The following is a 26,812-nucleotide window of genomic DNA, read 5'->3' as shown; positions in this document are numbered from 1 at the left end:
TGTATTTTTATGGCCGCTGAATTGTCAAGCGAGCAGCACCGGCCCTGTCACAGAAATCGCGGCGGCAGAACGGGCCCTCGATATCGCTTCGTGCTTCACCCGCCACGATCAGAACCGAAGCGAACGCAGCCCGACCGTGCGGTCGATGATCAGGATCGCGGCAAAGGTCATGAAGATGCTGAGCGAGGCGATGGCCGCTGCGGTCGGATCGAAGTTGAAGCGCAGGTAGTCGAACAGTTCGAGCGGCAGCGTGTTCTTGCCGAGCGACTTCAGCAAAAGCGAAATGTTGAAGATGTCGAAGGAGATGACGAAGGCAAACAGGCAGCCGGTGATGATGCCAGGCTTGATCGCCGGCAGCGTCACGCGCCGGAAGGTCATCCAGCCGCCGGCACCGAGGCTGCGCGCCGCCTCTTCCTGCGAACGGTCGAAGTTGAACAGCGCCGACGACACGTTGAGGAAGACATAGGGGAAGGTGACGACGATGTGGCCGATCTGGATGCCGATCGAATAGTCGGTGCCGATCCGGATTTCGTAGAAATAGAACAGCAGCGCGATCGCCGTCAGAATCTCCGGCACCAGCAGCGGTGCGGTCATGATCAAGCGGATGTAGTCGCGGGCCATCGTTGCGTGGCGCGCAACGTAGATCGCCGCCAGTGTGCCGATCACGCCATTGACGACCGTCGATGTCGCGGCGATCTGGATCGAGTAGAGCGTGGCATCGAGGAAGCGCTTGTTGGAAAACAGCGCCTCGAACCAGCGCAGCGAAAAGCCCTCGAGCGGGAACGCCAGGAACTCGCCCGAGTTGAACGACAACAGCACGACCAGCACGATCGGGAACATCAGGAAGATGTAGATCGCCGTGACCAGCGCGGTGAACAGGCGGTCCCAGATGGTCTTTTCGACGCCGTTCGACGAACCTGTCATGGCAGTCTCCGCATCGCGCGCGCCGTGAGCCTTAGATAGAGCCCGACGAAGATGACCGCCACCGCCGCCATGATGATGGCCAGTGCCGCCCCCGCCGGCCAGCGGAAGTTGTCGACAAGGTATTGCACCACCAGCACCGACATGGTGCGGCCGCCGGTGCCGCCAAGCATGGCGGGCGTGACATAGGCGCTGATCGACAGCACGAACACCAGGATCGTGCCGGCCTGGATGCCGGGCATGCTGAGCGGCAACGTCACCTTCCAGAAGGTGCGCATGCGCGAGGCGCCGAGCGAGCGCGACGCCATGGCAAGGTCGGGACTGATCGCCTGCAAATTGCCGAGCAAAGGCAGGATGATGAAGGGCAGGAACACATGCGTCAGCGCGATGGTGACGCCGAGCGAATTGTTCATCAGCTGCAGCGGGAAGTCGAGCAGGCCAGCCGCCTTGAGCGCCTGGTTGGCGACGCCGTTGTTGGACAGGATGATCATCCAGGCAAAGGTCCTGACGACCAGCCCGACCAGCAGCGGCGACAGCACGAAGATGTAGAGCAGGCTGGTCCAGCGCGAGCGCGACTTGGCGAGATGATAGGCGACGGGATAGCCCAGCAGCAGCGAAATGACGGTGACGGTCGCGCCGATCAGCAAGGTGCGTCCGAGGATGCCCCAGATGTAGAAATCACCGAGCGCCGTCGTGTAATGCGCCAGCGTGAAGCCGTCGCCATAGACGGCGCGGGTCGATGCCTCGCGCAGGCTCATGGTGATGATCGTCAGGTATGGCAGCGCGAAGAAACCGATCAGCAGCACCAGCGCCGGCACCACCATCCAGGCAGCACTGCCACGGTTGCCCCGGCTGTCCAGGCGAGGTGCCGCCTCGACCGCGCTCATGATGCGAGGACCCAGCTGTCGCGTGCGGCAAAACGCAAGGCGACCTGCTCGCCAATGTCGAGCGGGTTGCGGCCATTGACGTCGACGATCATGCGGTCGCCGCTGGTGAGCCTGACGGCCAGCTGGTTGGCACTGCCCTGATAGACCGAGTTGATCACCGATCCGGCGAGCACGTTGTCATTGTCACCCGTCTCCCCTGTCCCTTGCCTGCGGGTGTCGATGTTTTCCGGCCGGATCATGATCTTGACCTCAGCCCCCTTGGCGAGGCCCGCCGGGCCCGTCGTGCCGATGCTGCCGCATGGCGTGTCGACCTTGTAGCTGTCCGGGCCAAGCGCTTCGGCGATCTTGCCCGCAATGGTGTTCGACCGGCCGATGAAGCCGGCAACCGATTGCGACGCCGGCCGCTCATAGATGTCGCGCGGCGAGCCGAACTGCGAGATCGCGCCGGCGCTCATCACGACGATCTTGTCCGACATCACCATCGCCTCGGCCTGGTCGTGGGTGACATAGATGCTGGTGATGCCGACGCGCTGCTGCAGGTCACGAATGAAGAAGCGCATCTCGTCGCGCAAGGTGGCGTCGAGATTGGCCAGCGGCTCATCGAGCAACAGCACCGACGGCTCGATGACCAGCGCGCGGGCCAGCGCCACGCGCTGCTGCTGGCCGCCGGAAAGCTCGCGCGGATAGCGCTTGTCGTAGCCTTCGAGGCGCACCATCGCGAGCACGTCGGCAATGCGCCGTTGGCGGTCGGGCAAGGAGACCTTGCGCACCTCGAGCCCGAAGCTCAGATTCTCGGCCACCGTCATGTGCGGAAAAAGCGCATAGGACTGGAACACCATGCCGATGTCGCGCTGCTCCGGCAAGGCGCGTGTCACGTCGCGGTTGCCAAACAGGATGCGGCCATCGTCGGGCCGCTCGAAGCCGGCGATGCAGCGCAGCGTCGTTGTCTTGCCGCAGCCGCTGGGGCCGAGCAGCGAGACAAACTCGCCCTGGGCGATCGGGATCGATATGTCCTTCAGGATGTGCAGGTTTCCATACCGCTTGTTGATACGGTCGATGGTCAGTGCGGTCATCCGGCGTCCTCGCGGGGTTCTCGGCCGGGAGGTGGGGGCATCCCTCCCGGCCTTTACGTCGATGCGATGGCGGGGTGGCTTTACGCCATCTCCCGGTTCCAGCGGTCGGCAATGTCTGCCGCCTTGTCGACGTAGCTGTCCCAGTCGTAGCTCTTGATCTCGGCCATGCGCGGGCCGACGATCGGCGTGCGCGCCTTCATCGCGTCGTCGACGGAAGACTCGCTGTTGCTCGGAGAGGTGTAGAAGGCCTTGGCCATGTCCTGCTGGACCTTGGCGTCGAGGATGTAGTTCAGATAGGCGTGCGCGGCGTCCTTCTCGGCCCCGGTCGCGACCAGGTTGAACGACTGCTCGAAGGCGAGCACCCCTTCCTTGGGGGCGACGATGGCCACCGGTGCCCCCTTGTCCTGCAGCGTCATGATCTCGGTCCAGTCGACCGGCGCGATGATGGCGTCGCCGCGGATCAGTGCCGTTGCCACCTCGCCGCTCCATGAAGCCTGCGTGAAGGGCAGCAGTTCCTTGATCTTGGCAAATGCAGTGTCGAAATCGTCCGGGCCGCTGCCGAACAGCTCGGCGACCAGGCGTAGGAAGAGGACCGCACCGGTGTTGCCGATCTGGTAGAGCCCGGTCTTGCCCTTGAACTCGGGATTGTCCCAGAGGTCGTGCCAGGAGGTGGGCGCCGTCTTCACCAGGTCGGTGCGGTAAGCGAGTCCGATCGGTGAGACGATGGCGCGGATTCCTTTGGCGTCCTTGTTGACGAATTGCGGGAAGGTCTTTGCCGCATTCGGCACCTTGGCGAGGTCGAAAGGCTCGAAGAAGCCCTCGGCACGCAGCACGGCGGCGATGTTTTCGTTGCCCATGAAGATGCTGTAGGGCGACCGACCGCCGCCGGCGCGGATCTTGGCGACGAAATCCTTGCCGAGCCCGACGTCGAGCTGCGGCTGGATGCCTGTTGCGGCCGTGAGGCCGGGCAAGAGCTTCTCTTCCCAGAATTTGGCCCATAGCCCGCCATAGGTCGGAACGACCAGTGGCGATTGCGCCGCGGCAAGCCGTGGCAGGGTCATCGAGGCAATAGCCGTCGTCATACCGACGGCGAATTCACGCCTGGTCAGCTTCATCGGAAATTATCTCCCATGTTCCCACTGAAGTTCTTATGGTGGCTTGCGTCGCGGGTCGAAAGCGCAGCCCTGTTGGATCGAAGGCTTGCATTTTTGGATCAGGCGGTCAACAATTTAGATATTGTAATATTGAAATAATAAGAAGCGGCCAACGAGGGAGAGCATAAGGGCATGGAGGACGCCAAGCAGGCAGTCCAGGCGACCAAGAGCCTGGCACATCAGATCGCGACGTCGCTGCAGCAGGAGATCGTGCAGGGAACGCTCAGCGTCGAGGCGCGGCTGCCGTCCGAAGCCGAGATCGCGCAGCGCTTCGGCGTCTCGCAGCCGACGGTGCGCGAGGCGCTCAAGATTCTCGCGGCGAAGAAGCTGGTGCGCTCGAAGCGCGGCCCCAATGGCGGCGTCTTCGTCAATGCGCCTTCGCTCACCGCCGCCAGCCAGATGCTGCAGGAGATGACCACATGGTTCGTCGGGCTCGGCGTCTTCGGGCTCAACGAGATCGTCGAGGCGCGGTTGTTGCTCGGCCGCACCTGCGTCCAGCTCGCCGCCGAACGCGCCACTACGGAAGATCTAGAAACGATCGAGGCGACGCTGGAGGCGTTCGAGCGCGACGACATTTCCGACGAGGAGTTTTGCCGGCTCGACGTCGCCTTCCACCACGCCATTGCCCAGGCGACCGGCAACAACGAGCTGCGTTTCATCATGCTGGTCGTCAACGACTCGCTGATCCCGGCAACCAACATGATCTCCTTCCGCTTCCGCGAGCGCGGCCGCGTCGTCTCGCTGCACGCCGATATCCTGGAAGCGCTGCGCGCCCGCGACGCCGCGGCTGCCACAGCGGCTTTCGAGGAACTCATCGCCTATCAGTCCAGCGTCTACGAAAAGGCACTGTCGGCGCGCCAGGGTGACGGCGCCCAGCGGCAGGAAGCCTGATGGGCCAACTCGTGGCACCGGGGCAGAAGCTGGTCGAAGAGCAGCTTTCCGACGGGCGCCGTGTCTACCGCAGTTCGATCCCCCTGCCAGACGAGCTGCCTGATATTCTGGTGCGGCTTGCCAGATGGGCGAAGGAGCAGCCTGACAAGGTGCTGTTGTCAGAGCCGCGGGAAGGCGCCAGGCGGTCGATCAGCTATGGCGAGGCACTTGCCCGCGCCCGTGCCATGCGGCAGGTGCTGACGGGCCGCTATGGCCTGCGCAAGGGCGATTGCGTGGCGACATTGGCTCCGGCCGGCATCGATGCGCTGGTGCTTAAGCTCGCTTGCCTGTCCGGCGGCTTCGTCCATACGGCGCTGCCTCCCTTTCCTTTCCGCGATGGCGTTGAAACCGAAGCGACAAGCTCGTTTCTCGAAAACGCCAGGCCCCGGCTGATCGTGGCGCCGTCAGGCCATCCCGCCATCCAGGGCATGGACGCCGTTTCGCTCAACGACCTTGCAGCCGATGGCAGCGACATGGCCACGCCCGGAGTGGACGAGCCCGTGTCGCCGGATGACTGGGCCGCGATCTTCTTCACCTCCGGCAGCACGGGTGCGCCCAAGGGCGTGCCGATCACGCGAGGCATGGTTTCGTCCAACCAGGCCGCCATCGCAGCGATGTGGCCGTTCGTCGTGGAAACGCCGCCCGTGCTCGTCGACTGGCTGCCATGGCACCACGTCTTCGGCGGCCTCGACAACATCTTCAAGGTGATCTGGAACGGCGGCGCGATGCATGTCGACGCCGCACCCGGGCCCGCGACGATCGAGGCAACGGCAAAGCTGATGGCCGATGTCTGCCCGACCATGCACATCGCCGTTCCGCTCGGGCTGAGGCTCCTGCTCGACCGGCTGGAAAACGACGATGCCGGCGCTCTTGCCCTGACGCGGCGTCTGCGCGCCATCTTCTTTGCCGGCGCAGGTATCGATGCCGATTTGTGGCGCCGTCTCGCCGCCTTTCGCGACAGCCATGGCGATTTCCAGATTCTCTCAGGTTATGGCGCGACCGAAGCGGCTTCGACGATCACGCTGTCGCCGGCGCCGCTCGAGAGTCCGGGTGAGCTTGGCCACCCCCTGCCCGGTCACAGCGTGGCGCTTGTCGACATCGACGGCCGCAGTGAGCTGCGCGTCTCTGGTCCCAACATCGCACCCTGCTATCTGATCGAGGGCCGACGAATTGACCTGCCGATGGACGAGCATGGCTTCTATCGCAGCGGCGACGCCGCCGTTCTGCGCCTGCGCTCGGACGGTGTTGCCGTGTTCGGCTTCGATGGCCGTCTCGCCGAGGATTTCAAGCTGTCGAGCGGGGTCAAGGTGCGCACCGGGCCGCTGCGCGCAGGCCTTCTGGCGCAATGCGCGCCGCTTGCCGACGACATCGTCATTTCGGGCGAGAACCGCGACCGCCTCGTGGCGCTGGTGTTTCCCTCGCCGGCGGGCAAGGCTCGTCCTGACGAACTCAGCGCGCGCATTGCCGCCTGGAACGCCGCCAATCCCTCAGGTTCGACCGCGATAGCCCGTTTCGATCTCGCAACTGCGCCGGCCGATCGCAGCAAGGGCGAGCAGTCGGACAAAGGCCAAATCGTCCAGTCGCGCTATCTGCGCAACCACGCCGACCTGTTCGAGGCGCTTCAGGCAGGTGGCGGTCAGGCACCCGTGGGCGCCTGACGCCTTGAAAGCCTAGTCCAGATCGCGGAACGGCTTTTCGCGGATGTCGAGGAATTCCTTCAGTGAATGCTCCTTGAGCAGCCGCATCCAGTAGCGACCCTCTTCCGAGGCATGCAGGATCGCAGTGGTTTCGCGATTGTAAGTCCAGGAGCTCTCGAGACCGGCTGTCTGCTGCTGGTGGTTGAGCGCTGCCTTGGCGAACTTGATCGCGGCACCCGGCATGCGCGCACATTTGCGCGCCAGCTTTTCGGCTTCCACCCTCAATTGGTCACGCGGGACGGCCTTGTTGACCAGATGGATGCGCGCGGCCTCGCGGCCGTCGATCAGGTCGCCTGTGTACATCAGGTGGCGGGCATGGATCATCGGCACGGTCCACGGCAGCATCAGCGTCGGTGGCGCCGAGACATGGCGCACTTCCGGCTCGCCCAGCATCGCGTCCTCGGCGGCGATCGTCATGTCGCAGCACATCATCAGCTCCAGCCCGCCGGCTAGACAATAGCCGTTGACGGCGGCAATGATCGGGATCGGCGCCTCGCGAATGAGCTTCATGCGGCGCATGTTGGCGCCGATGTCCTCGCGCCAGGCTTCCGCATCCATCTCGAAGTCCTCGCCGCCGAGGTCGAAGCCGGCCGTGAAGGCGCGCCCGGCGCCGGTGATGATGACGGCGCGGATCTCGGGATCCTTGACCGCCCGGGCGATCGCCGCCTCGAGCGCGTCGCCGAGCTCCTGGTTCATGGCGTTCATCTTGTCGGGGCGGTTGAGCGTCAGGGTGACGAACGCATCCTCGGCGTCCTTCTCCCAGATAACGACGTCAGTGCTCATGGTCTCCCCTCCCCTCAGGCGATTTCGATGACGACGCGGCCGCGGACCTGGCCGGCGACGATGCGTTTGGCGAGGTCAGGCAGTTCGCTCATCTTGTGGGTCTCGGTCATTGCCGCAAGCTTGGTGCGGTCGAGATGGTCGGCCAGCGTGCGCCAGGCGCGCTCCCGCTTCGCCTGCGGCGCGAATACGGAATCGACACCGATCAGCGTCACGCTGCGCAGGATGTGCGGCATCACGGTGCCGGGCAGGTCGTGGCCGCCGGCCAGCCCACAGGCCGCGACAGCGCCGCCATAAACGGTCTGCGCCAGCGCGTTGGCGAGCGTGGTCGAACCGACGCTGTCGACGGCACCGCTCCAGCGCTCCTTCTGCAGCGGCCTGACCTCACCGGCGAGTTCTGCCCGGTCGAGGAAGGCAGTTGCGCCCAGCGAGCGGAGATAGTCATGCGTCTCGGCCCGGCCGGTCGAGGCAACGACGGCATAACCCTTGGAGGACAACAGGCTGACGGCTGTCGAGCCGACGCCGCCGGCAGCACCCGTCACCAGCACCTCGCCCTTGCCGGGCTGGATCTTGCCCCAGTCTTCGAGCGCGTCGACGCACAGGGCCGCAGTGTAACCCGCGGTGCCGATTGCCATCGCCTGTTCCATGGTGAAGGCATCAGGCAGGCGGATCAGCCATTCCGGCTTCAGCCGCTGAAAGCGTGTGTACGCACCCCACTCCGTTTCCGACATGCCCCAGCCATTGGCCACGACCTTGTCGCCCGCCTTCCATGCCGGTGAGCGCGACTCGACGACAGTGCCGGCAATATCGATGCCTACGACCATCGGCAGGCGGCGCGCGATACGGCCCTTGCCCGAAATGGCGAGGCCATCCTTGTAGTTGAGGCTTGAATAGGCGACCTCGACCAGCACGTCGTTGTCTGGCAGGTCGGCTTTGGTGATCTCGCGGAAGCCGGCGCGCGGCTTGCCGTCGACGTCTTCAAGCATCAACGCCGTAAAAGTCTCGCTCATGAAAGTCTCCAGGAAGTCATGGGGTAATCTCCGGCTTAGCCGCGCTTGGCCTCGCGTTCGGCGCGCCGCGTCAGGCTGAGCGCATAGCTGTCGCGAACATAGGCGAGCAACTCCGACAGCACGGCGGTGGCATCGCTTGCGTCACGCGCCTCGATGGCGCCAGCAAGCTTTTCATGGAAATCGGCGACTGTGCTGCGCTCGCGCACATGCGAAACGATCATGTTGGTGATCGGCATGAACGCCTCGACCACCGTGTACATCATCAGGCTGAGCGGGCCGTTGCCCGCCGCCTGTACAACGGCGCGGTGGAAGCGCACGTCTGAGGCGCAAAAATCCTCGTCGCTGAGCAGCTTGGAACGCTGCAGCGTGATCTCGGCGCGCATCGCGGCAAGGTCGGCGTCGCTGCGTCGCTCGCAGGCAAGCCGGCAGCAGATTGCTTCCGTTTCCAGCCGCGCGCTTATGATCTCGTCGATGTCGAAGGCGCCGACGCCGACAAGCAATGTCGCGGCCCCCGTGATCGCCGATGACAGGCCCTCCGGATCGGGGCGGCTGACGAAGGTGCCACCGGTCGGCCCACGCTGCGAGCGTATCAGGTTCTGTGCCGCAAGCCGCTTCAGCGCCTCGCGCACCGTCGGGCGCGATATGCCGAAGCTCTTGGCGAGGTCTTCTTCGGTCGGCAGGCGTTCGTCGATCTGCAGGCGGCCGTCGAGAATGGCCGCGCGGATCTTGTCGGCGACCTGCCGGGCCACGCCAGTGCGAACCACGTCCTGATATTCGATCGGCATTCGCCCTCCGTCGGTGCTGCCTTGCGGCCGCCTCCGTTTCGATATGAAGATAAACAATATAGGTTTGACAAATATTGCAAGCGAAATAAGCTTGACCGAGACAGCGCCCGGAAATGGCTTCCTCCGGGCCATCCAGGCGCCATGACACCCAAGAGCGATCAGGTTCTCTCTCTCCTCCAGGCACGGCTCGACAAGGCCGCCATCCTGGTAGGCGACGCCATCGATCCACGCTACAGCGACGATCTTGCCGGTGAGCGGGGCGCCCGGCCGGAGCTTGTGCTGCGGCCACGCGGCACCGACGAGGTCGCCGAGATCCTGAAGGTCTGCAACGACGCGCGCCTGCCGCTGGTCGTCCAGGGCGGCCGCACCGGACTGTCGGGCGGGGCGAGGGTGCTGGCAGGCGAGGCAGTGTTGTCGCTCGAGCGCATGACCACCTTGCAGGAGGTCGAGCCGACGGCCGGAACCATCGTTGCCGATGCAGGCGTGCCGCTGCAACTCGTGCAGGAAAAGGCCGACACTGCGGGCCTCGTCTTCGGCGTCGACATCGGCGCACGCGGCACCGCCACCATCGGCGGCAACATCGCCACCAATGCCGGCGGCATTCGCGTTCTGCGCTATGGCAGCTTCCGCGCCCAGGTGCTGGGGCTTGAGGCCGTGCTCGCCGATGGTAGTGCTCTGTCCTCGCTCAAGGGGCTCGCCAAGGACAATTCGGGCTACGACCTCGGCCAGCTTTTCATTGGCAGCGAAGGCACGCTCGGCGTCGTCACCCGCGCCTGCCTCAGGCTGCATCCTAGGCCCGTGACGCAGTCCGCGGCCTTCTGCTCCTTGCCGTCGCTGGGCGCGGCCTTCGGCCTGCTCACATTCCTGCGTGCCCGCCTCGGCAACCTGCTGTCAGGCTTCGAAGTCATCCTGGCGCCGCTGATGGGTGACATGGTCGCAGCGCTCGGCTTCACCGCGCCGGTCGCCCTGTCGACACCGGTCTACGTGCTCGCCGATATCCAGGGCATGAGCCCGGGAACCGACGAGGAGGCCTTCATCGAGACTTTGTCGCAGGCAATCGAGGACGGACTGGTCGAGGACGTCGTGGTCTCGCAGTCGGATCGCGAGTTTCATGCGCTGTGGACGCTGCGCGATGACGTCAATCGCTTCCTGTTCGCCGAAGATGCGATGCTCAGCCTCGATGTCAGCCTGCCACTGCCTGAAATGGGCGCCTTCCTCGATATGGCGCGCGCGGCCCAGCGGCAGGTCGACCCGGCGGCGCGGGATTATGTCTTCGGCCATCTCGGCGACGGTAACCTGCATTACGTCGTGCGAACCGACAGGCCCGACCAGGTCGCCAGCGCGGTGTTCGATTGCGTCGCGAAAAGCGGCGGCTCGATCTCGGCAGAGCATGGCATCGGATTGGACAAGAAGGCCTATCTGCATCTGACGCGCGCGCCGGCCGAGCTCGCGGCGATGCGCCGCCTCAAGGCCGCGCTCGACCCCAACAACATTCTCAATCCGGGCCGCATCTTCGACATGCCCCCTGCCCTGCCCAACGTCTGAGTGCCGCAATGACAGCTGTGACTTCTCCTGGAAATGGCGCCCGCCCGGTCGACATGCCCTCGGCGCTCGACGAGCGCTACACGCTCGAACGCGGCCGCATCCTGGTTTCGGGCACGCAGGCGCTGGTGCGCCTGCCGATGGTCCAACGCCAGCGGGATCTGGCCGTCGGGCTCAACACCGCAGGTTACGTCTCGGGCTATCGCGGCTCTCCATTAGCCGGATTCGATCGCGAGATGGCCAGCGCCCGGAAACATCTCAAGGAAAGCCATATCGTCTTCCAGCCCGGTCTCAATGAGGACATGGCGGCGACCGCGGTGTGGGGCACGCAGCAGACCGGCATGTTCCCCGGCGCGCGCTACGACGGCGTCTTTTCCATGTGGTACGGCAAGGGCCCGGGCGTCGACCGCACCATGGATGTCATCCGCCACGCCAATGCCGTCGGCACCAGCAAGCATGGCGGCGTGCTGTTGCTCGTCGGCGACGACCATGGCGCGGTGTCGTCGACCCTGCCCCACCAGAGCGAGCACAACCTGATCTCGGCCATGGTGCCGCTTCTGTCGCCGGCCGGCATCAGTGAATATATCGACTACGGTCTGCTTGGCTGGGCCATGAGCCGCTATTCCGGTGCTTGGGTCGGCTTCAAATGCCAGACCGAGATCGTTGAGTGCTCGGCAACTGTCGACCTCGATCCGACCCAGCTGGAGATCGTCACGCCAGACATGCCTCTCCCCGCCGACGGCCTGTCGATGCGCTGGCCCGACGGACAGCAAGCGATGGAACGGCGGCTCGAGACCAAGCTTGCCGCGGTGCTCGCCTTCGCCCGTGCCAATCGCCTCGACCGTCAGGTCTGGCCCTCCCCTGCTGCACGGCTCGGCATTGTCTCGACCGGCAAATCCTGGCTCGACCTCAAGGGTGCACTGGCACTGCTCGGCATCGACGAGAGCCGCGCCGCCGAGCTTGGCATCCGCCTTTACAAGGTTGGCATGGTCTGGCCGCTGGAGCCGGAGGGCCTGCGCGAATTTGCCGACGGGCTGGAGCAGATCCTCGTCGTCGAAGAAAAGCGTCCGGTCATCGAGGAGCAGATCAAGTCGCAGCTGTTCAACCAGCCGGGCGACCGCCGGCCGCAAGTCTTCGGCAAGACCGGGCCGGACGGCTCTCCACTCCTGCCCTCGATCGGCGAGATTGGCGCGCTCTCGGTGGCACGTGCCATCCTGCAATGGCTGGGCACTGATGACGCTGGCCTCGCGGCCCGCGCCGTACAGCTGTCAACGGTTGGAGCCCCCTCCCCTGCCGAACCGGGTCTGCTCAACCGCGAACCCTATTTCTGCTCAGGGTGCCCGCATTCGACATCGACGGTTCTGCCCAAGGGCAGCCGCGCCTCCACCGGAATCGGTTGCCACATGATGGTGATCGGCATGGAGCGCGACACCTCGACCTTCACCCAGATGGGTGGCGAAGGCGGCTCTTGGATCGGCCTTTCCCCCTTCACTGACGAGAAGCACATATTCGTCAACATGGGCGACGGCACCTATTTCCATTCCGGTCTGCTGGCCATCCGCGCCGGCATCGCCGCCAAGGTCAACGCCACCTACAAGATCCTCTACAACGATGCGGTCGCCATGACCGGTGGCCAGCGCCATGACGGCGAATTGTCGGTGCCGTCGATCGTCGGCCAGGTGCTCGCCGAGGGTGCCAAGCGGGTCGTCGTCGTCTCCGAGAGGCCGCAATTGCTGGCCGGCCTGCTGCCGCGTGCGGTCGATGTGCGGCATCGCGACGAACTCGACGAGGTACAGCGTGAGCTGCGCGACGTCGAAGGTGTCACCGTGCTGGTCTACGACCAGGTCTGCGCCGCCGAAAAGCGCCGCCGGCGCAAGCGTGGCACCTATGCCGTCTCGCCCAAGCGTGCCTTCATCAACGAACTGGTCTGCGAAGGCTGCGGTGATTGCTCGGCGGTCTCGAACTGCATCTCCATCGAGCCGCGCGAGACCGAGTTTGGCCGCAAGCGCGCCATCAACCAGTCGAGCTGCAACACCGACCTCAGCTGCACCAAGGGCTTTTGCCCGAGCTTTGTCACCGTCGAAGGCGGGCGCCTGCGCAAGCCGCGCGCCAAGGCTGCCGGCGGCGTCGACGCCGACCTGGCCGAGCCCAGCCTGCCCAGGTTGGGCGATGCGCCCTACAGCCTGCTGCTTACTGGCATCGGCGGCACAGGCGTCATCACCGTCAGTGCCATCCTGTCACAGGCAGCCCATCTCGACGGCCTGTCACTGGTGACGCTCGACCAGACCGGCCTGGCACAGAAGAATGGTGCCGTCGTCTCGCACATTCGCCTGGCGCGACAGCCTGAGATGCTCAACGCAGCCCGCATCGGCCCCGGCGAGGCCGACCTAGTGCTCGGCTTCGATCTCGTGGTCGCTGCATCGCAGAATGCCGTCGCCACTTTCGGCAAGGGCCGTACCAGGGCCGTGGTCGACGACCACTTCGCCCCGACGGCGTCCTTCGTCAAGGACACGACGATCGACTTCCGCGAAAGCGCGACGCTGCGGCGGCTGCGCACTGCCGGCGGCGAGGACGCGCTCACCACGCTTCCCGCAATGAAGCTGGCAACCGCGCTGTTCGGCGATGCGATCGCCGCCAACATGTTCCTGCTCGGCCATGCCTGGCAGAAGGGCCTGGTGCCGATCGGGCGCGAAGCGATCGAGAAGGCGATCGACCTCAACGGCGCCGGCGTCCCCATGAACCGCGCTGCCTTTGCCTGGGGCCGGCGTTCCGTCGACGACATGGACTTCGTCAGCCGGCAGGCTGGGACGGCACCCGCTTCGGCGCCCGAAGCCAAGTCGCTTGATGAGATCGTCGCACAGCGCGTCGTGTTCCTCACCGGGTATCAGGACGCGGGATATGCCGAGCGCTATCGGACGCTGGTCGACAAGGCGCGGCAAGCCGAGGCGAGAGTGGCTCCGGGGCAGGCTATGTTCGCGACGGCCGTTGCCAAGGCCGCATTCAAGCTGATGGCCTATAAGGACGAATACGAGGTAGCGCGGCTGCATCGCGATCCGGCCTTCCGGCAAAAGCTCGCCGAGCAGTTCGAAGGCGACTTCAAGCTCCAGTATAATCTCGCGCCGCCGATGCTGACCCGTACCGATCCGCGCACCGGCCATCCCGCCAAGATCGCCATCGGCAGCCGCTGGATCGAGCCGGCCTTTGCCGTGCTGGCTCGCCTCAAGAGCCTGCGCGGCACCCGCTTCGATCCATTCGGCCGCACCGCCGAGCGCAAGATGGAACGCAAACTGGCGGCGGACTACTTTACGCTGGTCGAGGCGCTTGCCGCCCGCTTGTCGGCTTCAAACCTGGCAATGGCGACAGAGATCGCCAGCCTGGCCGAGACCGTCCGCGGCTATGGTCACATCAAGCTGGCTGCCGTCGAGCGTTACGAAAAGCGTAAGCTCGAACTGCTCGCCTTATTTGATCAGGCCACGGCCGTAGGGCAGGCGGCCTGACGAGCCTGATCCCATCAACGGCCTGAATCGACCACGGCTGATCGATTCAGGAGTTTCATTGGACGGTGGGTTCGCCGCGCGCGATTCTGCCGTCCATGCACAAACCGAGCCCCATCCTGCACCTCCAGCGTCGTGATCCGAGCCGTAACATGGCGCGGTTCTATTGCCTGTCGGTTGAGCGTTCGCTGTTTGGCGACGCGGTGCTGGTGCGCGAATGGGGCCGCATAGGTACGCTGGGTCGGAGGCGTCTCGATCTCTTTGCCAACGTTGCCCAGGCGCAGGAGGCGATGCGCCGTTTGGTGGTGTCCAAGGTCAAGCGCGGCTACAGCTCCGTCGGTTGACAGCTGTCAACGACGATATGCCGGGACCGAAACGGTCCTCGACGGTCGCAGTTACGCCTCCGTCACAATGGTTAATTTCCGTTAACTATAAACAAGTTGACTCGACTCGCCCTCTCCAGCACCCTTGTTACGCTAATTGGTCGTAATTCGATGCGTCCAGCGTAACCGCCTCAGAAAACCGTTATCCACGCTCCGGCACGTTAAAATGTGCGAAGGCGTAACCCGGATTCGGATTCTGCAGCGAATCGGCGCATAAATCTTAACGAAGCCTGACGGTGCGTCGCTTACGCATGCGCTGGTGGGCGAGAGGGGACTAAAGACTTGGTTGGGGCAGTTCAAGCACGGGCGGAAAACGCGAGCGACGAGGCCGAGGTCATGGCGACTGATCGTGCCATTGCGCGGGACGCCGAGATGTTGTCGGCGCAATTGCAGGCAATGCGCGACCGGCTGTTTTCGCCGACCTCGAAGAAGGTCCTGCGCAAGTTTTCGAGCGGCGAAGCCGCACGTCTGATCGGTGTCACCGACGGCTATCTGCGCCAGCTCTCCATCGCAGGCGAAGGGCCGCAGCCCGAAACCGGGGCAGGGGGGCGACGCTACTACGCACTCGACGACATCAACGGGCTGCGCCGGCATCTGGCCGAGCAGAACCCCACCAAGGCGCGCCATTATCTGCCGCGCCGCGACACCGGGCGTGGCGAACACCTTCAGGTCATCGCTGTCACCAATTTCAAGGGCGGCTCGGGCAAGACCACGACCAGCACGCACCTTGCCCAGCATCTTGCGCTGGCCGGTTACCGGGTGCTGGCGATCGATCTCGATCCGCAGGCTTCGATGTCGGCACTGCTGGGCTACCAGCCGGAACTCGATCTCGACGGCAACGACACGCTCTATGGCGCGATCCGCTATGACGAGGAGCGCCGGCCGCTGACTGACATCATCCGCCGCACCTATTTCGACGGGCTCGACTTCGTGCCCGGCAATCTTGAGCTTCAGGAGTTCGAGCATACGACGCCGCAGATGCTGGCGGCGCGGCAGGCCGGCGACAACAAGGCGATGTTCTTTGCACGTGTCCAGGAAGCGCTGCAGACCGTTGCCGACAATTACGACGTCGTCGTCATGGACTGCCCGCCGCAGCTCGGCTTCCTGACCCTGTCGGCGCTGTGCGCGGCGACCTCGGTGCTGGTGACCATTCACCCGCAGATGCTCGACGTTGCCTCGATGAGCCAGTTCCTGTTCATGACCGCCGACCTTCTGTCGGTGGTGCGGGAGGCCGGCGGCGAGCTGAATTTCGATTTCATGCGCTACCTGATCACGCGCTACGAGCCCAATGACGGACCGCAGACCCAGATCGTCGGTTTCCTGCGCTCGCTGTTCGGCGATCGGGTGCTGACCGCGCCGCTGGTCAAGTCGACCGCCTTTTCGGATGCGGGCCTGACCAAGCAGACGCTTTACGAAGTGTCACGTGAGAGCTTCAGCCGTGCCACCTATGACCGCGCCATGGAGTCGTTGACAGCTGTCAACGGCGAGATCGAGAGCCTGATGCTCAAGGCATGGAACCGGGCGGCGTGAGGGAGGCTGGCATGGCATTGAACCGCAAGGATCAGCTCAAGGCGCTGTTCGGTACGGTCGAACCGGCGCCTGTGGCCGCAACTCCGACCGAGAAGGCGCCTGAGACGAAAACGGCTGAGCCGGATGCCGCGCGCCAGCGCAGCGCCTCTGGAGCCGTCAAGGCCATGGGCCTGTCGCTCGGTGGCCTGTCCAAGGAGATCGAGGAGGCGCGCAGGCTCAAGGAAAGCCTCGATGCCGCCGAGCGTGTAAGCCAGGTCGACGCGTCACTGATCGAGGCGTCGTTCGTCGCCGACCGGCTCGACCATGGCGCGCAGGATCCGGATTTCGACGCGCTGGTCAGCAGCATCGAGACGTCTGGGCAGCAGGTTCCGGTGTTGCTCAGGCCGCATCCCGACAAGCCGGGGCGCTACCAGACTGCCTACGGCCATCGCCGCGTGCGCGCTGCCGGAAAGCTCGGCGTTCCCGTCCTGGCCATCGTCCGGCCGCTCTCCGACGTCGAGCTGGTGCTCGCCCAGGGTAAGGAAAACAGCGAGCGGCGTGACCTCTCCTTCATCGAGCGGGCGCTGTTCGCCCACGAGCTGATCGCCAGAGGCTTCGAGCGCGCCGTCGTTCAGGACGCGCTGTCGCTGCACAAGGCCGAGATGACGCGCTTCCTGCAGGTGGCCGACGCGGTGCCTGAACAGGTCGTACGCGCGATCGGCGCGGCCCCCAAGATCGGCCGTCCGCGCTGGATGGCACTGGCCGAGCTGCTGAAGAGCGAGGCGGCTCGCGTCAAGGCCGACGACGAGGTCACCAGCCAGCGCTTCCTTGCTGCAACGAGCGACGAACGCTTCAACATGTTGTTCATGCACCTGCAGCGCAAGACGCAGCCAATCGCCGGCGCCGTGCGCGAAATCCGCGATGGCAAGGGCAGGGCGGTTGCAAGTCTGACTGTTTCCAAGGGCAAAGCCAGGATCGATTTTCTGGAAAAGGCAGCGGATGGGTTAGCAGACTTCCTCGATGAGGAGTTGCCCAAGCTGTTGGAGAGGTTCGAACAGGAGCGTGGCCGCTCGGCCGGGCAAGGCTAGGTTTGTCCACAGCCAGCGGCACGGGCGTTTGCCTCAACGCAGCGCCACCCGCGGGTGATGGAGCGTAAAGCGTAGGTTCCAACGCGTAGAGGATCGGAAACAGAAGGATAATCGGCAAGAAAAAGGCCCCCGAAACGTCGCCATTCCGGAAGCCCTCATCAATGTAGCAATTGTGAGAGAATCATTTCCGGGCCGACTTGTCAACCACTGGACGCGTTCCGGAATGCCTTCGGCTTGCCTCGACTGAGGTAAAACAAGGATGACTGAGCATATCTCGACGACGCCCTTTGGGCGGCGGTCGTTGTCGCTTGCCATGGTGGCAGGTCAGATGGCGGCCGACAGCTGCGCGCCTGGCGCCAGCTCCAACAAATGGCAGGTGTTCCGTGCCGTCTGCGAGGCCAAGCAATTGCTTGGCGCCAGCGATCGCGCCCTTGCTGTTCTCAACGCGCTGCTGAGCTTCCATCCCGACACGGATCTCGTGGAAGGGGAGGGGCTGGTGGTATTTCCGTCCAATGCCCAGCTGGCGCTGAGGGCGCATGGCATGGCGCCGGCGACGCTCAGGCGGCATCTCTCGGTGCTCGTCGACTGCGGCCTGGTGGTGCGCCGCGACAGCCCCAATGGCAAGCGCTATGCCCGCAAAGGCTTTGACGGTGCGATCGAGCAGGCCTTTGGCTTCGACCTGACGCCGCTTCTGGCCCGTGCCGAAGAATTCGAGCGCATGGCCGAGGCAGTGAGGGCTGAGCGGCGGTCGCTTCTGCTCGTCCGCGAGCGCATCACCATCCTGCGTCGTGACATCGCCAAGATGATCGCATTCGGCCTCGAGGAGGGCATTGCGGCTGATTGGCCACGCCTGCATCTCAGTTATCGTGACATAGTGGCGGCTATTCCACGCACGGCGAGCCGGCTCGAGCTCGAACCGATTGCCGCCGATCTGGCTGCGCTTGCCCAGGAGGTACGCAAGGCGCTGGAAAGTCACGTAAAAACTGAAGAAACAAGCGCCAATGAGTCTCATTCCGAGCGCCACATACAGAATTCAAATACACACCCTTATGAATTTGAACCCGGCCTCGAAAAAGGCCAAGGGACGGCCGCTGCGGTGAAACCTGAAACCAGGAGCCAGCCGCCAACGGGTTATCCGCTTGGCATGGTGCTGCGTGCCTGCCCTGACATTGCGGACTACGCACGAAACGGCATTTCGGGCTGGGCGGATCTGGTGGAAACGGCAAATCTGGTGCGCGGCGCCCTCGGCGTCAGTCCGGATGCCTGGAACCAGGCCTGCGAGGCGATGGGGGCGGTGGATGCCGCGATCATGGTGGCGGCGATGCTGCAGAAGGGCGAGGCGATTTCCAGCCCGGGCGGCTATCTGCGTAGCCTGACGGCGAAAGCGCGGGCCGGTGAATTCTCGATCGGCCCGGTGCTCATGGCGCTGCTGCGCGGCAGGGGAGGGGTCCAGGCCAAAGCGGGATGACGCCGGGCGGGCAGAAGCTGGGTGGCAGCTGAATTCCGGTCGGGACATCGATCACTGCCTTGGGGAAGCTGCGGCGGGTAGAGGAAGCTACAACTCCGAAGCGGGCCGCGTTCTACCAGGCACAGCAATTTGCTTGGGGAGGGATCTGCGGCGGGCTACTGATATGCCGTGGCAATCGCACGCGGACCTCATCGAGGTGCTTTATGTGACCGGGGCGGCATTCTCAAATGCGTCCACTTCCGGAATTGGAGGGGACGGCGCTAGAGTCCACTCGCCTTGGTGAGATTGACGCGGAAGCGGTCGCGGCGGCGCTGGTACTTGCGGGTCATTTCTGCACTGGCATGGCCGAGTTGCTTCTGCACGTAGCGCTCCTCGACCTCGGCCGAAGAGGCAAGGCCAGCACGCAGCGAATGGCCGGCAAAAAGCCCGGTCCGTTCGGACTCGGTCAGATCGCCGCGGACGCCGGCGGCAAGGGCGGTACGTTTGACCAGACGGGCGATTTCCTGGTCGTTGAGCCGCTCGGTGCCGACCTTTTTGCCTTGACCGGTCACGCGGCGAAACAGTGGGCCATGGGAAATGCGGGCAAGGTTCAGCCAGGTCTCCAGGGCCACGACAGGGCAGGTGGAGTCGGCCGATCCACGGCCGATCTCAACCTCGCGCCAGCCGGTCTTGCCACGCAAGGTGACCAATATGCCCTTGCCGGGGAAGATCTCGATCCAGCCCGAAGAATCCTGGGTCTGATCGCGGCCGCAATCGAGGCCAACGATCTCGGAGCGGCGCAGCGCACCGGCAAAGCCGAGCAGCAGCATGGCGCGGTCGCGCAAGCCCCGCAACGTGCCGCGTTCGAGCGTCTCCAGCATGGCGATCAGATCTTCGGGCAGGAGCGCTTCCTTCTGCCGGGGAGGGCGGGCGTGGGCATTGCGGATGCCGGCCATGACGGTCGCGATGGCACGGTGTTTCCGGTCGAGCTTTTCTGTCCCGCGCTGGGCATAGTTCCAGCTCAGGGACGCGAGCCGTCGTTCGATGGTCGACACGGATTTTTTGTCGCCGATGCCGGCGCCGGAAGCGAGCGCGGTGATGTAGAGCCCGACGGTCTCGGGATCCGGCGGCATGGTGGCAAAACCCTGGCGCCGGGCCCAGTCGGAAAAGTGCTTCCAGTCGGCGGCGTAGGCGCGGCGGGTGTTGGCGGAACTGGCCGCCTTTACATAACCGCGCGCACGCTCGGCAAGCTCATCGAGCTGGCCCGGAAGGCGGCCGACGGGCGAGACTTCGTCGGACGCGAGGGCAGGAGAGGTGCCTCCGCCGTCGACGACAGCGCCGGGCTCGATGGCCGCCTCCGCCTGCCGGCCCATTGCCATCACGACATCGACAATGTCGGGCAGTTCATCGACGGAAACATCGTCATGACGGCGATTTTTACCCAGAATAGCGTTTTCAGGGCTGCTCTCTCGTCGAGGCGAACGCAGTTTGATATGGTTTTCCGGGTTTTGCTCGACGTTAGAGGCCATTTCGGCAGTAGGCCATCAAATGAATGATAATGCAACATTATCGTTCATTTGATGTGTTCGACAGGCTGTGCGCTTTAGGTGCAAAAGGCGAAGGTAACCGCACAGCTGAGATACGCTATGCCCTTCGCTTTGGGACACAATTTCTGGCCGCTGCTTGTTGGGGTTGCCACGGTTGAACCCGATCTGCTTCAACCGTGATCCTGGGGTGCGCAGGGGACGTGAGATGGTAGGTTCTGACCGGATCGACGACGTGATCGCAGCGGTGCCTCGTGCCTTGGCGCTTCGCGCCGGTTTGGACCTTGGCATCTTCACCCAGCTCGGGGACAGCGCGTTGACGGCTGACAATCTCGGAGCCCTGTTCAACATCGCCCCCGATCGTCTGTCGCGGCTCCTCTACGCGCTCGCCAGCATCGGTCTACTCGAAGTCGAGGATGGTCGATTTCGCAATGGAGCCGAAGCGTCGGCTTTTCTTGACGCATCCAAGAAGACCTATCGTGGCGGTGATCATGCGCTCTTGCGCGAGCTCTGGGGAGCCGACCTGCTGACCGCAGAGTCGCTGCGACTGAACCGGCCGGCTGCACTGCACGACTTTTCGCAAGCGGGGCCTGAGGCCGCTGCGGCATTCAGCCGAAAGCTGGCGCCAGGCGCCGTAATTTTCGGCCGATACCTGGCCCAGGAGATTGACCTCTCCGCGATCGGATCGGTGATCGACATTGGCGGAGGCCCCGGGACCACCCTCGTCGGGCTTCGCGAGCGATGGCCGCAGATCGCGGCGACACTGATGGAGCTTCCAACGGTTGCAGCGGCCGCGCCAGAAATCCTGTCGGAGTATGGTGTCGATGACGTGGTTGTCGAAGAGGGGGACATCACCGTTGCGCCATCAACCGGTCGGCACGATCTGGCGATCCTGAAAGCCGTCGTTCAGGTCCTTCCGCCTGATCAGGCACGCCGTTCGATCCTGAACGCGGCGCATTGCCTCACGCCACGAGGCGAGATCGCGATTGCGGGCTGGGGTGTCGTCGACGACGACCGCCTCGGCCCGCCTGAAGGTGTCTTTCTGAACCTCACCTTCTTGAACCTTTATCGCCACGGCGAATCGTACACCGAAGGCCAGTATCGCGCGTGGATGACCGAGGCTGGATTCGGGGATATATCCAGGTCGCGCCTGGCGGACGGCTGCACGTTGTTTCGTGCGCGCCTTGCGGGCTGATCCGTCGGCTTTCACGATTGATCGGCCTGCTTTCGACCTTGCATGGCCTCAGCGCGGACTGACATCCGCCGGCGCGCCGAACGTGACGTTGGAACGCGGCGTGCAAGCATCTGCCCGGGCGCCCTCGTCGTCTTACCCGCCAGCCAATCACTTTGTTTTGGATTTGGCGGCCCGACAGCACGGAAACGTCAGATCAAGTTGCGGCCTTATGCCAGGTCGATCAGCGCTTCAGCGGTTTTCGCGCATGTGGCCAGGTGCGTTGCAAATCCACCATTCAGCGTGGCGCGAATTGCAAGCACTCTGTCAGTTCCGCACGAGGTGAGCAGGCCCATTTCCTTGCCGCGCATGTCGTCGAGCGCGATGCCGATCATGCGATGGTCGATCTCTCCGGGGATGGCCTGACCGTTCGCATCGATAAACCGTCCGCAGACGACTGCCTGTGCACCTTTTGCAAGATAGGCGTCGAGCTGCTCGAGGTTCACGACTTCGCTACGAACGACATGGCTGCCACGACCGCATGAGCCGGCCGACGAAAATTGGAGACGGAAAATGCCCGACTGAAATCGACGATGACCTGCTGCCAGGCGGCAGGTCACAACTCCGGTCATCCGACCGCAGTCAAACCCCCCACGAAACCGGGAGCCGGCAGGTGCTGACTTTTTTGCCGCCCTTTTGCCGGCTCAGGGAATTCTAACGAGCACTACCTGGTGAAGCTCTGTGCGTTGCCGGCATCGACGTTGATGATGTTGCCGGTCGACTTCGCCGACATGTCGGACGCAAGGAAGTAGACCGCCTCTGCGATATCCTCGGGAAAGACCGAGCGCTTCAGCATCGAGCGCTTGCGATAGTGCTCCTCGAGGTCGTCGGGCTGCATCGAGTAGGCTGCCGCGCGTTGCTCGCGCCATTCTCCGGTCCAGATCTTTGAGCCGCGCAGCACGGCGTCAGGATTGACGGTGTTGACCCGGATCTGATGCTCCGCGCCTTCGAGCGCCAGGCAGCGCGCGAGATGGATCTCGGCCGCCTTGGCCGTGCAGTAGGCTGCTGCATTGGGTGAGGCGGCCAGTCCATTTTTCGAGGCGATGAAGACGATGTTGCCACCGATCTGCTGCCGCTTGAACAGTCGGAACGCTTCGCGCGACACCAGAAAGTAGCCCTTGGCGAGGATGTCCATGTTGCGGTTCCACATGGCGAGTTCCGTGTCCTCGATCGACGCCGAGGACGAGATGCCGGCATTCGAGACCAGGATATCCGTGCCGCCGAATTCGACCGCACTGTCGGCATAGGCCGAGGCCACGCCTGTTTCGTCGGTGACGTCGAGGCGGACCGGGCGCACGAAGTCCTTGCCGAATGCCTTGCCGAGTTCGTCATGCGCGGTGGCAAGTGCGGCCTCGTCAATGTCGGCGATGACGACGCAGGCGCCTTCGCGCAGAAGCCTGACGGCCGTCGCCTTGCCGATGCCGCCGGCACCGCCGGTGACGAAGGCGATCTGGCCTGCCAGCGACTTGGGTTTGGGCATGCGCTGCAGCTTGGCCTCCTCGAGCAGCCAGTACTCGATGTCGAAGGCTTCCTGCTCGGGCAGGCCGACATAGGTCGACACCGATGAGGCACCGCGCATGACATTGATGGCGTTGACGTAGAATTCGCTGGAGATCCTGGCCGTTGCCTTGTCTGCGGCGAAGGTGAACATGCCGACGCCTGGCATCAGGTAAACCACGGCGTTGGGGTCGCGCACGGCAGGCGAGTCTGCGTGCTTGCAGCGATCGTAATAGGCCTGGTAGCCGGCACGGTAATCGTCCAGTGCCTTGGGCAGCGCTGCAATCACTGTGTCCACATCAGCCTTCGCAGGATCGAAGTCGATCACCAGCGGCCTGATCTTGGTGCGCAGGAAATGATCTGGGCAGGAGGTGCCGAGGGCCGCGAGATCGCGCAGATGGCGCGAGTTGACAAACTCGAGCACGGCATCGCTGTCGTCAAAATGACCGAGCTTGCTGTCGATTTACACTTCAAACAGGGACTGGCGCGGATTTAGAGAAAGTTGGATAGTTCAATTGAGACTTTTGCGCCCAGAGTCTCGATTGAAGTGTTAGGTTCACGGCTTGTGCAAAGGCGGCTTGAAGGGCAGAATTCAAACGCTGACCATGGTCGATCGACTGGTCGATCAATCCCATTTTGGGTGTAACAAATTTCTGCTCAGGTCCCATTTGAACTGCAAAGCGTTACACTCCAGTCTCGCGCAAACAATTGAAATTGCACAATACGCGGATCTCAATTGAAACGTAAATCGACAGGTGTCGAAGTGTCTGCCAAGTCGACCACGCCTCTGTCCTGGTCGGTCAACGGCGTCAGCCGCGCCAATGCCTTCCTCGTCAGCCGCGACGATCAGGATCGGCCGGTCTATGGCGGCACGCCGTCCGACTTCGCCGTCGTGCAGGCGATCCAGGAGATGAAGGCGCGCGGGCTGCGCGTCACCTTCTATCCCTTCATCCTGATGGATGTGCCGCCCGGCAACACGCTGCCGAACCCGTATTCCGACAATGCTGCCGCGACGGGTCAGCCCGTATTTCCATGGCGGGGGCGGATCACCTGTTCCCCCGCGGCGGGCTATGCCGGAACCGTGGACAAGACGGCCGCCGCCACAGCGCAGGTTTCGGCACTGTTCGGCACGGCGACGCCCGCGAACTTCAGCGTCTCGGGCCAGTCGGTCGTCTGGACCGGCCCGTCTGGCGATTGGGGCCTGCGGCGCATGGTGCTGCACTATGCCCATCTCTGCGCGGCGGCGGGCGGGGTCGACGCCTTCCTGATCGGCACCGAGATGCCGGGGCTGACCACGATCCGCTCGGGCGCGTCAACCTATCCCGCCGTGCAAGGCTATCGGGATCTGCTCGCGGATGTCCGCTCTATCCTCGGGTCCGGCACGAAGATCGGCTACGCCGCGGACTGGTCGGAGTATTTCGGGCACCAGCCGGGCGATGGTTCGGGCGACGTGTTCTTTCACCTCGATCCGCTCTGGGCCGATCCGGAGATCGATTTCGTCGGCATTGACAACTATATGCCCCTGTCGGACTGGCGGGACGGATTCGAACATGCCGACGCCGCCGAAGGCTGGCCCGCGATCTACGACAGGGCCTACCTTCAGGCGAACATCGCGGGCGGCGAAGGCTTCGACTGGTTCTATGCCAGCGCGGCCGACCGATCCGCGCAGGTCCGCACCCCGATCACCGACGGTGCTGCGGGCAAGCCATGGGTCTTCCGCTACAAGGATCTGCGCGCCTGGTGGTCGAACCCGCACTACGACCGCCCGGGCGGGGTGGAGAGCGGGACGCCGACGGCATGGGCGCCGCAGTCCAAGCCGATCTGGTTCACGGAGCTCGGCTGTCCTGCCATCGACCGGGGCACCAACCAGCCCAACGTCTTCTTCGACCCGAAGTCGTCCGAAAGCTTCACGCCTCATTTCTCGCGGGGCTGGCGGGATGATGCGATCCAGCGGGCGTATCTCGAAGCGACCTATCTCTGGTGGGGCACCCCGGCGAACAACCCGGTGTCCTCGGTCTATGGCGGCCGCATGGTGCACGTCCCCGAATGCGCCGCCTGGACCTGGGACGCGCGGCCGTACCCATTCTTTCCGGCGCTGGCCGACGTCTGGACGGACGGCGCGAACTGGCGGCTTGGCCACTGGCTGACCGGGCGGCTCGGCGCTGTGTCGCTGGCGGCCCTCGTCCGCCATCTCTGCCTGCGCGCCGGACTGCCCGCGTCCCGGATCGACGTTTCAGGGCTTTGGGGCGCGGTCGAAGGCTACGCCATCACGGCGCTGGAAAGCCCGCGCGCCTCGATCACCACGCTGTCGCGCCACTTCGGCTTCGACGCCGTGGAGACCGAAGGGGTCATTCGTTTCATCATGCGCGGCCGGACGTCTGTCGCCACCCTCGGGCCCGACGATCTGGTAGCCGCCCGCGAGGGCGACGTGCTGGAACTGACCCGCGGTCAGGAGACCGAACTGCCGCAGGCGCTGAAGTGGCAGGTCGCGCGCGCCGACGAGGACTACGACGCCGCCCTCGTCGAGGCGCGGCGCATCACCGTCGATACGACCCGCATCGCCTCCGAGTCCTTCCCCATGGCGGTGCCGCCCGAGGAAGCCGAGCGGCGCTGCCGCCGCGCGTTGATGGAGGCGTGGGTCGGTCGCGAGACCGCGGCGTTCCGTCTTCCGCCCTCGCGCCTCGCGCTGAACCCGGCCGATGCGATCCGGCTCGGGCATGACGGGCGGCTCGTCAATCTGCGGCTCGTCTCGATCGCCGATTCTGGTGCCCGCGGCATCGAGGCGGTCCGCCAAGATCGGACAACCTATGATCTGCCGCCTGGCGATCCCCGCGCGGCGTCGCTGACGCGGGCGGTCGTGTTCGGCGCGCCGGATGCGGTGCTGATGGATCTGCCGCAACTGACCGAGGACCAGGCCGCGTATCGACCGCTGATCGCCGCGCACGCGGTTCCATGGCCGGGCGAGATGGCGGTGTTTCGCAGCCCCTCGACCGATGGCTTCGAGCTACTCACGACGTTCGGCAGCCGCGTCCGGATCGGGACACTGGTCTCGGACTTCTACACGGGCCCTACGTCGCGCTTCGATCTCGGCAATGCGCTGGTGGTCGATCTGCTGACCGGCACGCTGGAGAGCGTCACCGACCTGACCCTGTACGGCGGTGCAAACGCTCTGGCCATCGAGAGCGCGCCCGGCGCCTGGGAGATCGTGCAGGCGGGCGCGGCCGAGCTGCTGGCGCCCGGCCGGTATCGGCTGACCCGCTTGCTGCGGGGGCAGCGAGGGACCGAGGGTGCCATGGGCAATCCGGCTCCGGCAGGCGCGCGGGTCGTCGTGCTGGACACCGCGCTGGCGTCTCTGCCGATCGCCGAGGCCGACCTCGGCATCCCGTGGCACTGGCGCATCGGCCCCGCAAGCCGCCCGGTCAGCGACGAGACCTATGTGGAGCAGGCCTTCACGCCCGAGGGCGTCGGGCTGCGGCCGTTCTCCGTCGCGCATGTCGAGCAGCCATGGCGCAGGCCGCGAACGTCCGGCGATCTGACCATCCGCTGGACACGCCGGTCCCGCGCGCTCGCCGCCAACAGCTGGGGCGGGCTCGAGGTGCCGCTGGCCGAGGAGCTTGAAGCCTACGAGGTCGAGATCCTTGATGGCGCCACCGTGATGCGGGGGCTGAGCACCGCCACGACCAGCGCGGTCTACACCGCCGCCCAGCAGACCGCCGACTGGGGCGCGCCGCTCGGCCCCGGCGACACGCTCGACATCCGCATCTTCCAGCTTTCCGCCCTCGTCGGGCGGGGCGCGCCCAAGCCTGTCACTCTGACCTTGTGAGGCAGCGCAATAAGTTC

At 64.6% G+C, this 26,812-nt stretch carries 18 protein-coding genes and 2 pseudogenes; 10 read left to right on the top strand and 10 right to left on the bottom strand.

Going from position 1 to position 26,812, the window contains the following annotated elements; all coding sequences use genetic code 11:
* Window positions 1-108: 108 nt before the first annotated feature.
* From N7E70_RS28215 to N7E70_RS28200, 4 genes are all read right to left on the bottom strand, one after another.
* The gene (locus tag N7E70_RS28215) at window positions 109-924 is read right to left on the bottom strand and encodes an ABC transporter permease (protein ID WP_192320064.1); all 816 of its coding nucleotides are present in this window, start codon (window positions 922-924) and stop codon (window positions 109-111) included.
* On the bottom strand, window positions 921-1,808 hold the full coding sequence (locus N7E70_RS28210; RefSeq protein ID WP_263008239.1) for an ABC transporter permease: 888 nt from the start codon (window positions 1,806-1,808) through the stop codon (window positions 921-923). The genes N7E70_RS28215 and N7E70_RS28210 overlap by 4 nt, the downstream gene beginning before the upstream one ends.
* Window positions 1,805-2,881: an ABC transporter ATP-binding protein gene (locus N7E70_RS28205; RefSeq protein WP_067968361.1), complete on the bottom strand. Its 1,077-nt coding sequence runs from the start codon at window positions 2,879-2,881 to the stop codon at window positions 1,805-1,807. The genes N7E70_RS28210 and N7E70_RS28205 overlap by 4 nt, the downstream gene beginning before the upstream one ends.
* Before the next feature lie 80 nt (window positions 2,882-2,961).
* Window positions 2,962-3,996, bottom strand: coding sequence for an ABC transporter substrate-binding protein (locus N7E70_RS28200; RefSeq protein ID WP_083948853.1), 1,035 nt, complete (start codon window positions 3,994-3,996; stop codon window positions 2,962-2,964).
* Between the two features lie 171 nt (window positions 3,997-4,167).
* Here N7E70_RS28200 and N7E70_RS28195 point away from each other — a divergent pair, with 171 nt between their 5' ends.
* Complete coding sequence (locus N7E70_RS28195; protein WP_263008238.1) at window positions 4,168-4,926, top strand: FadR/GntR family transcriptional regulator; 759 nt, start codon at window positions 4,168-4,170, stop codon at window positions 4,924-4,926.
* Complete coding sequence (locus N7E70_RS28190; protein WP_263008237.1) at window positions 4,926-6,623, top strand: AMP-binding protein; 1,698 nt, start codon at window positions 4,926-4,928, stop codon at window positions 6,621-6,623. Before N7E70_RS28195 ends, N7E70_RS28190 begins: the two co-directional genes overlap by 1 nt.
* Before the next feature lie 12 nt (window positions 6,624-6,635).
* On the opposite strand, the gene N7E70_RS28185 is transcribed toward N7E70_RS28190, so the two are convergent.
* Genes N7E70_RS28185 through N7E70_RS28175 form a run of 3 tightly spaced genes read right to left on the bottom strand, consistent with a single transcriptional unit; the run spans window position 6,636 to window position 9,237 of the window.
* On the bottom strand, window positions 6,636-7,445 hold the full coding sequence (locus N7E70_RS28185) for an enoyl-CoA hydratase/isomerase family protein (RefSeq protein ID WP_263008236.1): 810 nt from the start codon (window positions 7,443-7,445) through the stop codon (window positions 6,636-6,638).
* Window positions 7,446-7,459: 14 nt separating this feature from the next.
* On the bottom strand, window positions 7,460-8,452 hold the full coding sequence (locus N7E70_RS28180) for an MDR family oxidoreductase (RefSeq protein ID WP_269441480.1): 993 nt from the start codon (window positions 8,450-8,452) through the stop codon (window positions 7,460-7,462).
* Window positions 8,453-8,487: 35 nt separating this feature from the next.
* The gene (locus tag N7E70_RS28175; RefSeq protein WP_067968373.1) at window positions 8,488-9,237 is read right to left on the bottom strand and encodes a FadR/GntR family transcriptional regulator; all 750 of its coding nucleotides are present in this window, start codon (window positions 9,235-9,237) and stop codon (window positions 8,488-8,490) included.
* A 141-nt stretch (window positions 9,238-9,378) separates the two neighbouring features.
* Here N7E70_RS28175 and N7E70_RS28170 point away from each other — a divergent pair, with 141 nt between their 5' ends.
* From N7E70_RS28170 to repC, 6 genes are all read left to right on the top strand, one after another.
* Entirely contained in the window at window positions 9,379-10,782 is a 1,404-nt protein-coding gene (locus N7E70_RS28170; RefSeq protein WP_263008235.1) for an FAD-binding oxidoreductase, read from the top strand.
* Window positions 10,783-10,790: 8 nt separating this feature from the next.
* Window positions 10,791-14,276: an indolepyruvate ferredoxin oxidoreductase family protein gene (locus tag N7E70_RS28165; protein ID WP_263008234.1), complete on the top strand. Its 3,486-nt coding sequence runs from the start codon at window positions 10,791-10,793 to the stop codon at window positions 14,274-14,276.
* A gap of 149 nt (window positions 14,277-14,425) precedes the next feature.
* A complete protein-coding gene (locus N7E70_RS28160) occupies window positions 14,426-14,617 on the top strand; it encodes a WGR domain-containing protein (RefSeq protein WP_246670715.1) in 192 nt (63 codons plus the stop codon).
* A gap of 375 nt (window positions 14,618-14,992) precedes the next feature.
* On the top strand, window positions 14,993-16,186 hold the full coding sequence (repA, locus tag N7E70_RS28155) for a plasmid partitioning protein RepA (protein WP_182574706.1): 1,194 nt from the start codon (window positions 14,993-14,995) through the stop codon (window positions 16,184-16,186).
* Between the two features lie 11 nt (window positions 16,187-16,197).
* Window positions 16,198-17,253: a plasmid partitioning protein RepB gene (gene repB, locus N7E70_RS28150; RefSeq protein WP_263008233.1), complete on the top strand. Its 1,056-nt coding sequence runs from the start codon at window positions 16,198-16,200 to the stop codon at window positions 17,251-17,253.
* A 259-nt stretch (window positions 17,254-17,512) separates the two neighbouring features.
* Window positions 17,513-18,721, top strand: a complete 1,209-nt coding sequence (repC, locus tag N7E70_RS28145) for a plasmid replication protein RepC (protein ID WP_263008232.1) — start codon at window positions 17,513-17,515, stop codon at window positions 18,719-18,721.
* A 260-nt stretch (window positions 18,722-18,981) separates the two neighbouring features.
* On the opposite strand, the gene N7E70_RS28140 is transcribed toward repC, so the two are convergent.
* Window positions 18,982-20,229 carry a site-specific integrase gene (locus N7E70_RS28140; protein WP_263008231.1) on the bottom strand — a complete coding sequence of 416 codons (1,248 nt, stop codon included), beginning with the start codon at window positions 20,227-20,229 and terminating at the stop codon, window positions 18,982-18,984.
* A gap of 223 nt (window positions 20,230-20,452) precedes the next feature.
* On the opposite strand from N7E70_RS28140, the gene N7E70_RS28135 reads away from it, so the two are divergent.
* Window positions 20,453-21,439, top strand: a complete 987-nt coding sequence (locus N7E70_RS28135) for a methyltransferase (RefSeq protein ID WP_263008230.1) — start codon at window positions 20,453-20,455, stop codon at window positions 21,437-21,439.
* 206 nt (window positions 21,440-21,645) lie between these two features.
* On the opposite strand, the gene N7E70_RS28130 is transcribed toward N7E70_RS28135, so the two are convergent.
* Together N7E70_RS28130 and N7E70_RS28125 are read right to left on the bottom strand one after the other, a co-directional pair.
* Window positions 21,646-22,047: a sugar-binding domain-containing protein gene (locus N7E70_RS28130; protein WP_263008229.1), complete on the bottom strand. Its 402-nt coding sequence runs from the start codon at window positions 22,045-22,047 to the stop codon at window positions 21,646-21,648.
* A 92-nt stretch (window positions 22,048-22,139) separates the two neighbouring features.
* A pseudogene (locus N7E70_RS28125) lies at window positions 22,140-23,432 on the bottom strand (bifunctional rhamnulose-1-phosphate aldolase/short-chain dehydrogenase); the annotation flags it as partial.
* Between the two features lie 294 nt (window positions 23,433-23,726).
* Here N7E70_RS28125 and N7E70_RS28120 point away from each other — a divergent pair.
* A pseudogene (locus N7E70_RS28120) lies at window positions 23,727-26,795 on the top strand (baseplate multidomain protein megatron); the annotation flags it as partial.
* Window positions 26,796-26,812: the final 17 nt, after the last annotated feature.

Source organism: Aminobacter sp. NyZ550, assembly GCF_025628925.2.
GTDB classification, from domain to species: domain Bacteria; phylum Pseudomonadota; class Alphaproteobacteria; order Rhizobiales; family Rhizobiaceae; genus Aminobacter; species Aminobacter ciceronei.
This window is presented reverse-complemented; position numbering and strand designations above follow the sequence as displayed.

Excerpts from the sequence above, each read along its gene's own strand:
- N7E70_RS28215 (WP_192320064.1), bottom strand. The coding sequence starts at position 924 with ATGACAGGTTCGTCGAACGGCGTCGAAAAGACCATCTGGGACCGCCTG.
- N7E70_RS28210 (WP_263008239.1), bottom strand. The coding sequence starts at position 1,808 with ATGAGCGCGGTCGAGGCGGCACCTCGCCTGGACAGCCGGGGCAACCGT.
- N7E70_RS28205 (WP_067968361.1), bottom strand. The coding sequence starts at position 2,881 with ATGACCGCACTGACCATCGACCGTATCAACAAGCGGTATGGAAACCTG.
- N7E70_RS28200 (WP_083948853.1), bottom strand. The coding sequence starts at position 3,996 with ATGAAGCTGACCAGGCGTGAATTCGCCGTCGGTATGACGACGGCTATT.
- N7E70_RS28195 (WP_263008238.1), top strand. The coding sequence starts at position 4,168 with ATGGAGGACGCCAAGCAGGCAGTCCAGGCGACCAAGAGCCTGGCACAT.
- N7E70_RS28190 (WP_263008237.1), top strand. The coding sequence starts at position 4,926 with ATGGGCCAACTCGTGGCACCGGGGCAGAAGCTGGTCGAAGAGCAGCTT.
- N7E70_RS28185 (WP_263008236.1), bottom strand. The coding sequence starts at position 7,445 with ATGAGCACTGACGTCGTTATCTGGGAGAAGGACGCCGAGGATGCGTTC.
- N7E70_RS28180 (WP_269441480.1), bottom strand. The coding sequence starts at position 8,452 with ATGAGCGAGACTTTTACGGCGTTGATGCTTGAAGACGTCGACGGCAAG.
- N7E70_RS28175 (WP_067968373.1), bottom strand. The coding sequence starts at position 9,237 with ATGCCGATCGAATATCAGGACGTGGTTCGCACTGGCGTGGCCCGGCAG.
- N7E70_RS28170 (WP_263008235.1), top strand. The coding sequence starts at position 9,379 with ATGACACCCAAGAGCGATCAGGTTCTCTCTCTCCTCCAGGCACGGCTC.
- N7E70_RS28165 (WP_263008234.1), top strand. The coding sequence starts at position 10,791 with ATGACAGCTGTGACTTCTCCTGGAAATGGCGCCCGCCCGGTCGACATG.
- N7E70_RS28160 (WP_246670715.1), top strand. The coding sequence starts at position 14,426 with ATGGCGCGGTTCTATTGCCTGTCGGTTGAGCGTTCGCTGTTTGGCGAC.
- repA (WP_182574706.1), top strand. The coding sequence starts at position 14,993 with ATGGCGACTGATCGTGCCATTGCGCGGGACGCCGAGATGTTGTCGGCG.
- repB (WP_263008233.1), top strand. The coding sequence starts at position 16,198 with ATGGCATTGAACCGCAAGGATCAGCTCAAGGCGCTGTTCGGTACGGTC.
- repC (WP_263008232.1), top strand. The coding sequence starts at position 17,513 with ATGACTGAGCATATCTCGACGACGCCCTTTGGGCGGCGGTCGTTGTCG.
- N7E70_RS28140 (WP_263008231.1), bottom strand. The coding sequence starts at position 20,229 with ATGGCCTCTAACGTCGAGCAAAACCCGGAAAACCATATCAAACTGCGT.
- N7E70_RS28135 (WP_263008230.1), top strand. The coding sequence starts at position 20,453 with ATGGTAGGTTCTGACCGGATCGACGACGTGATCGCAGCGGTGCCTCGT.
- N7E70_RS28130 (WP_263008229.1), bottom strand. The coding sequence starts at position 22,047 with ATGACCGGAGTTGTGACCTGCCGCCTGGCAGCAGGTCATCGTCGATTT.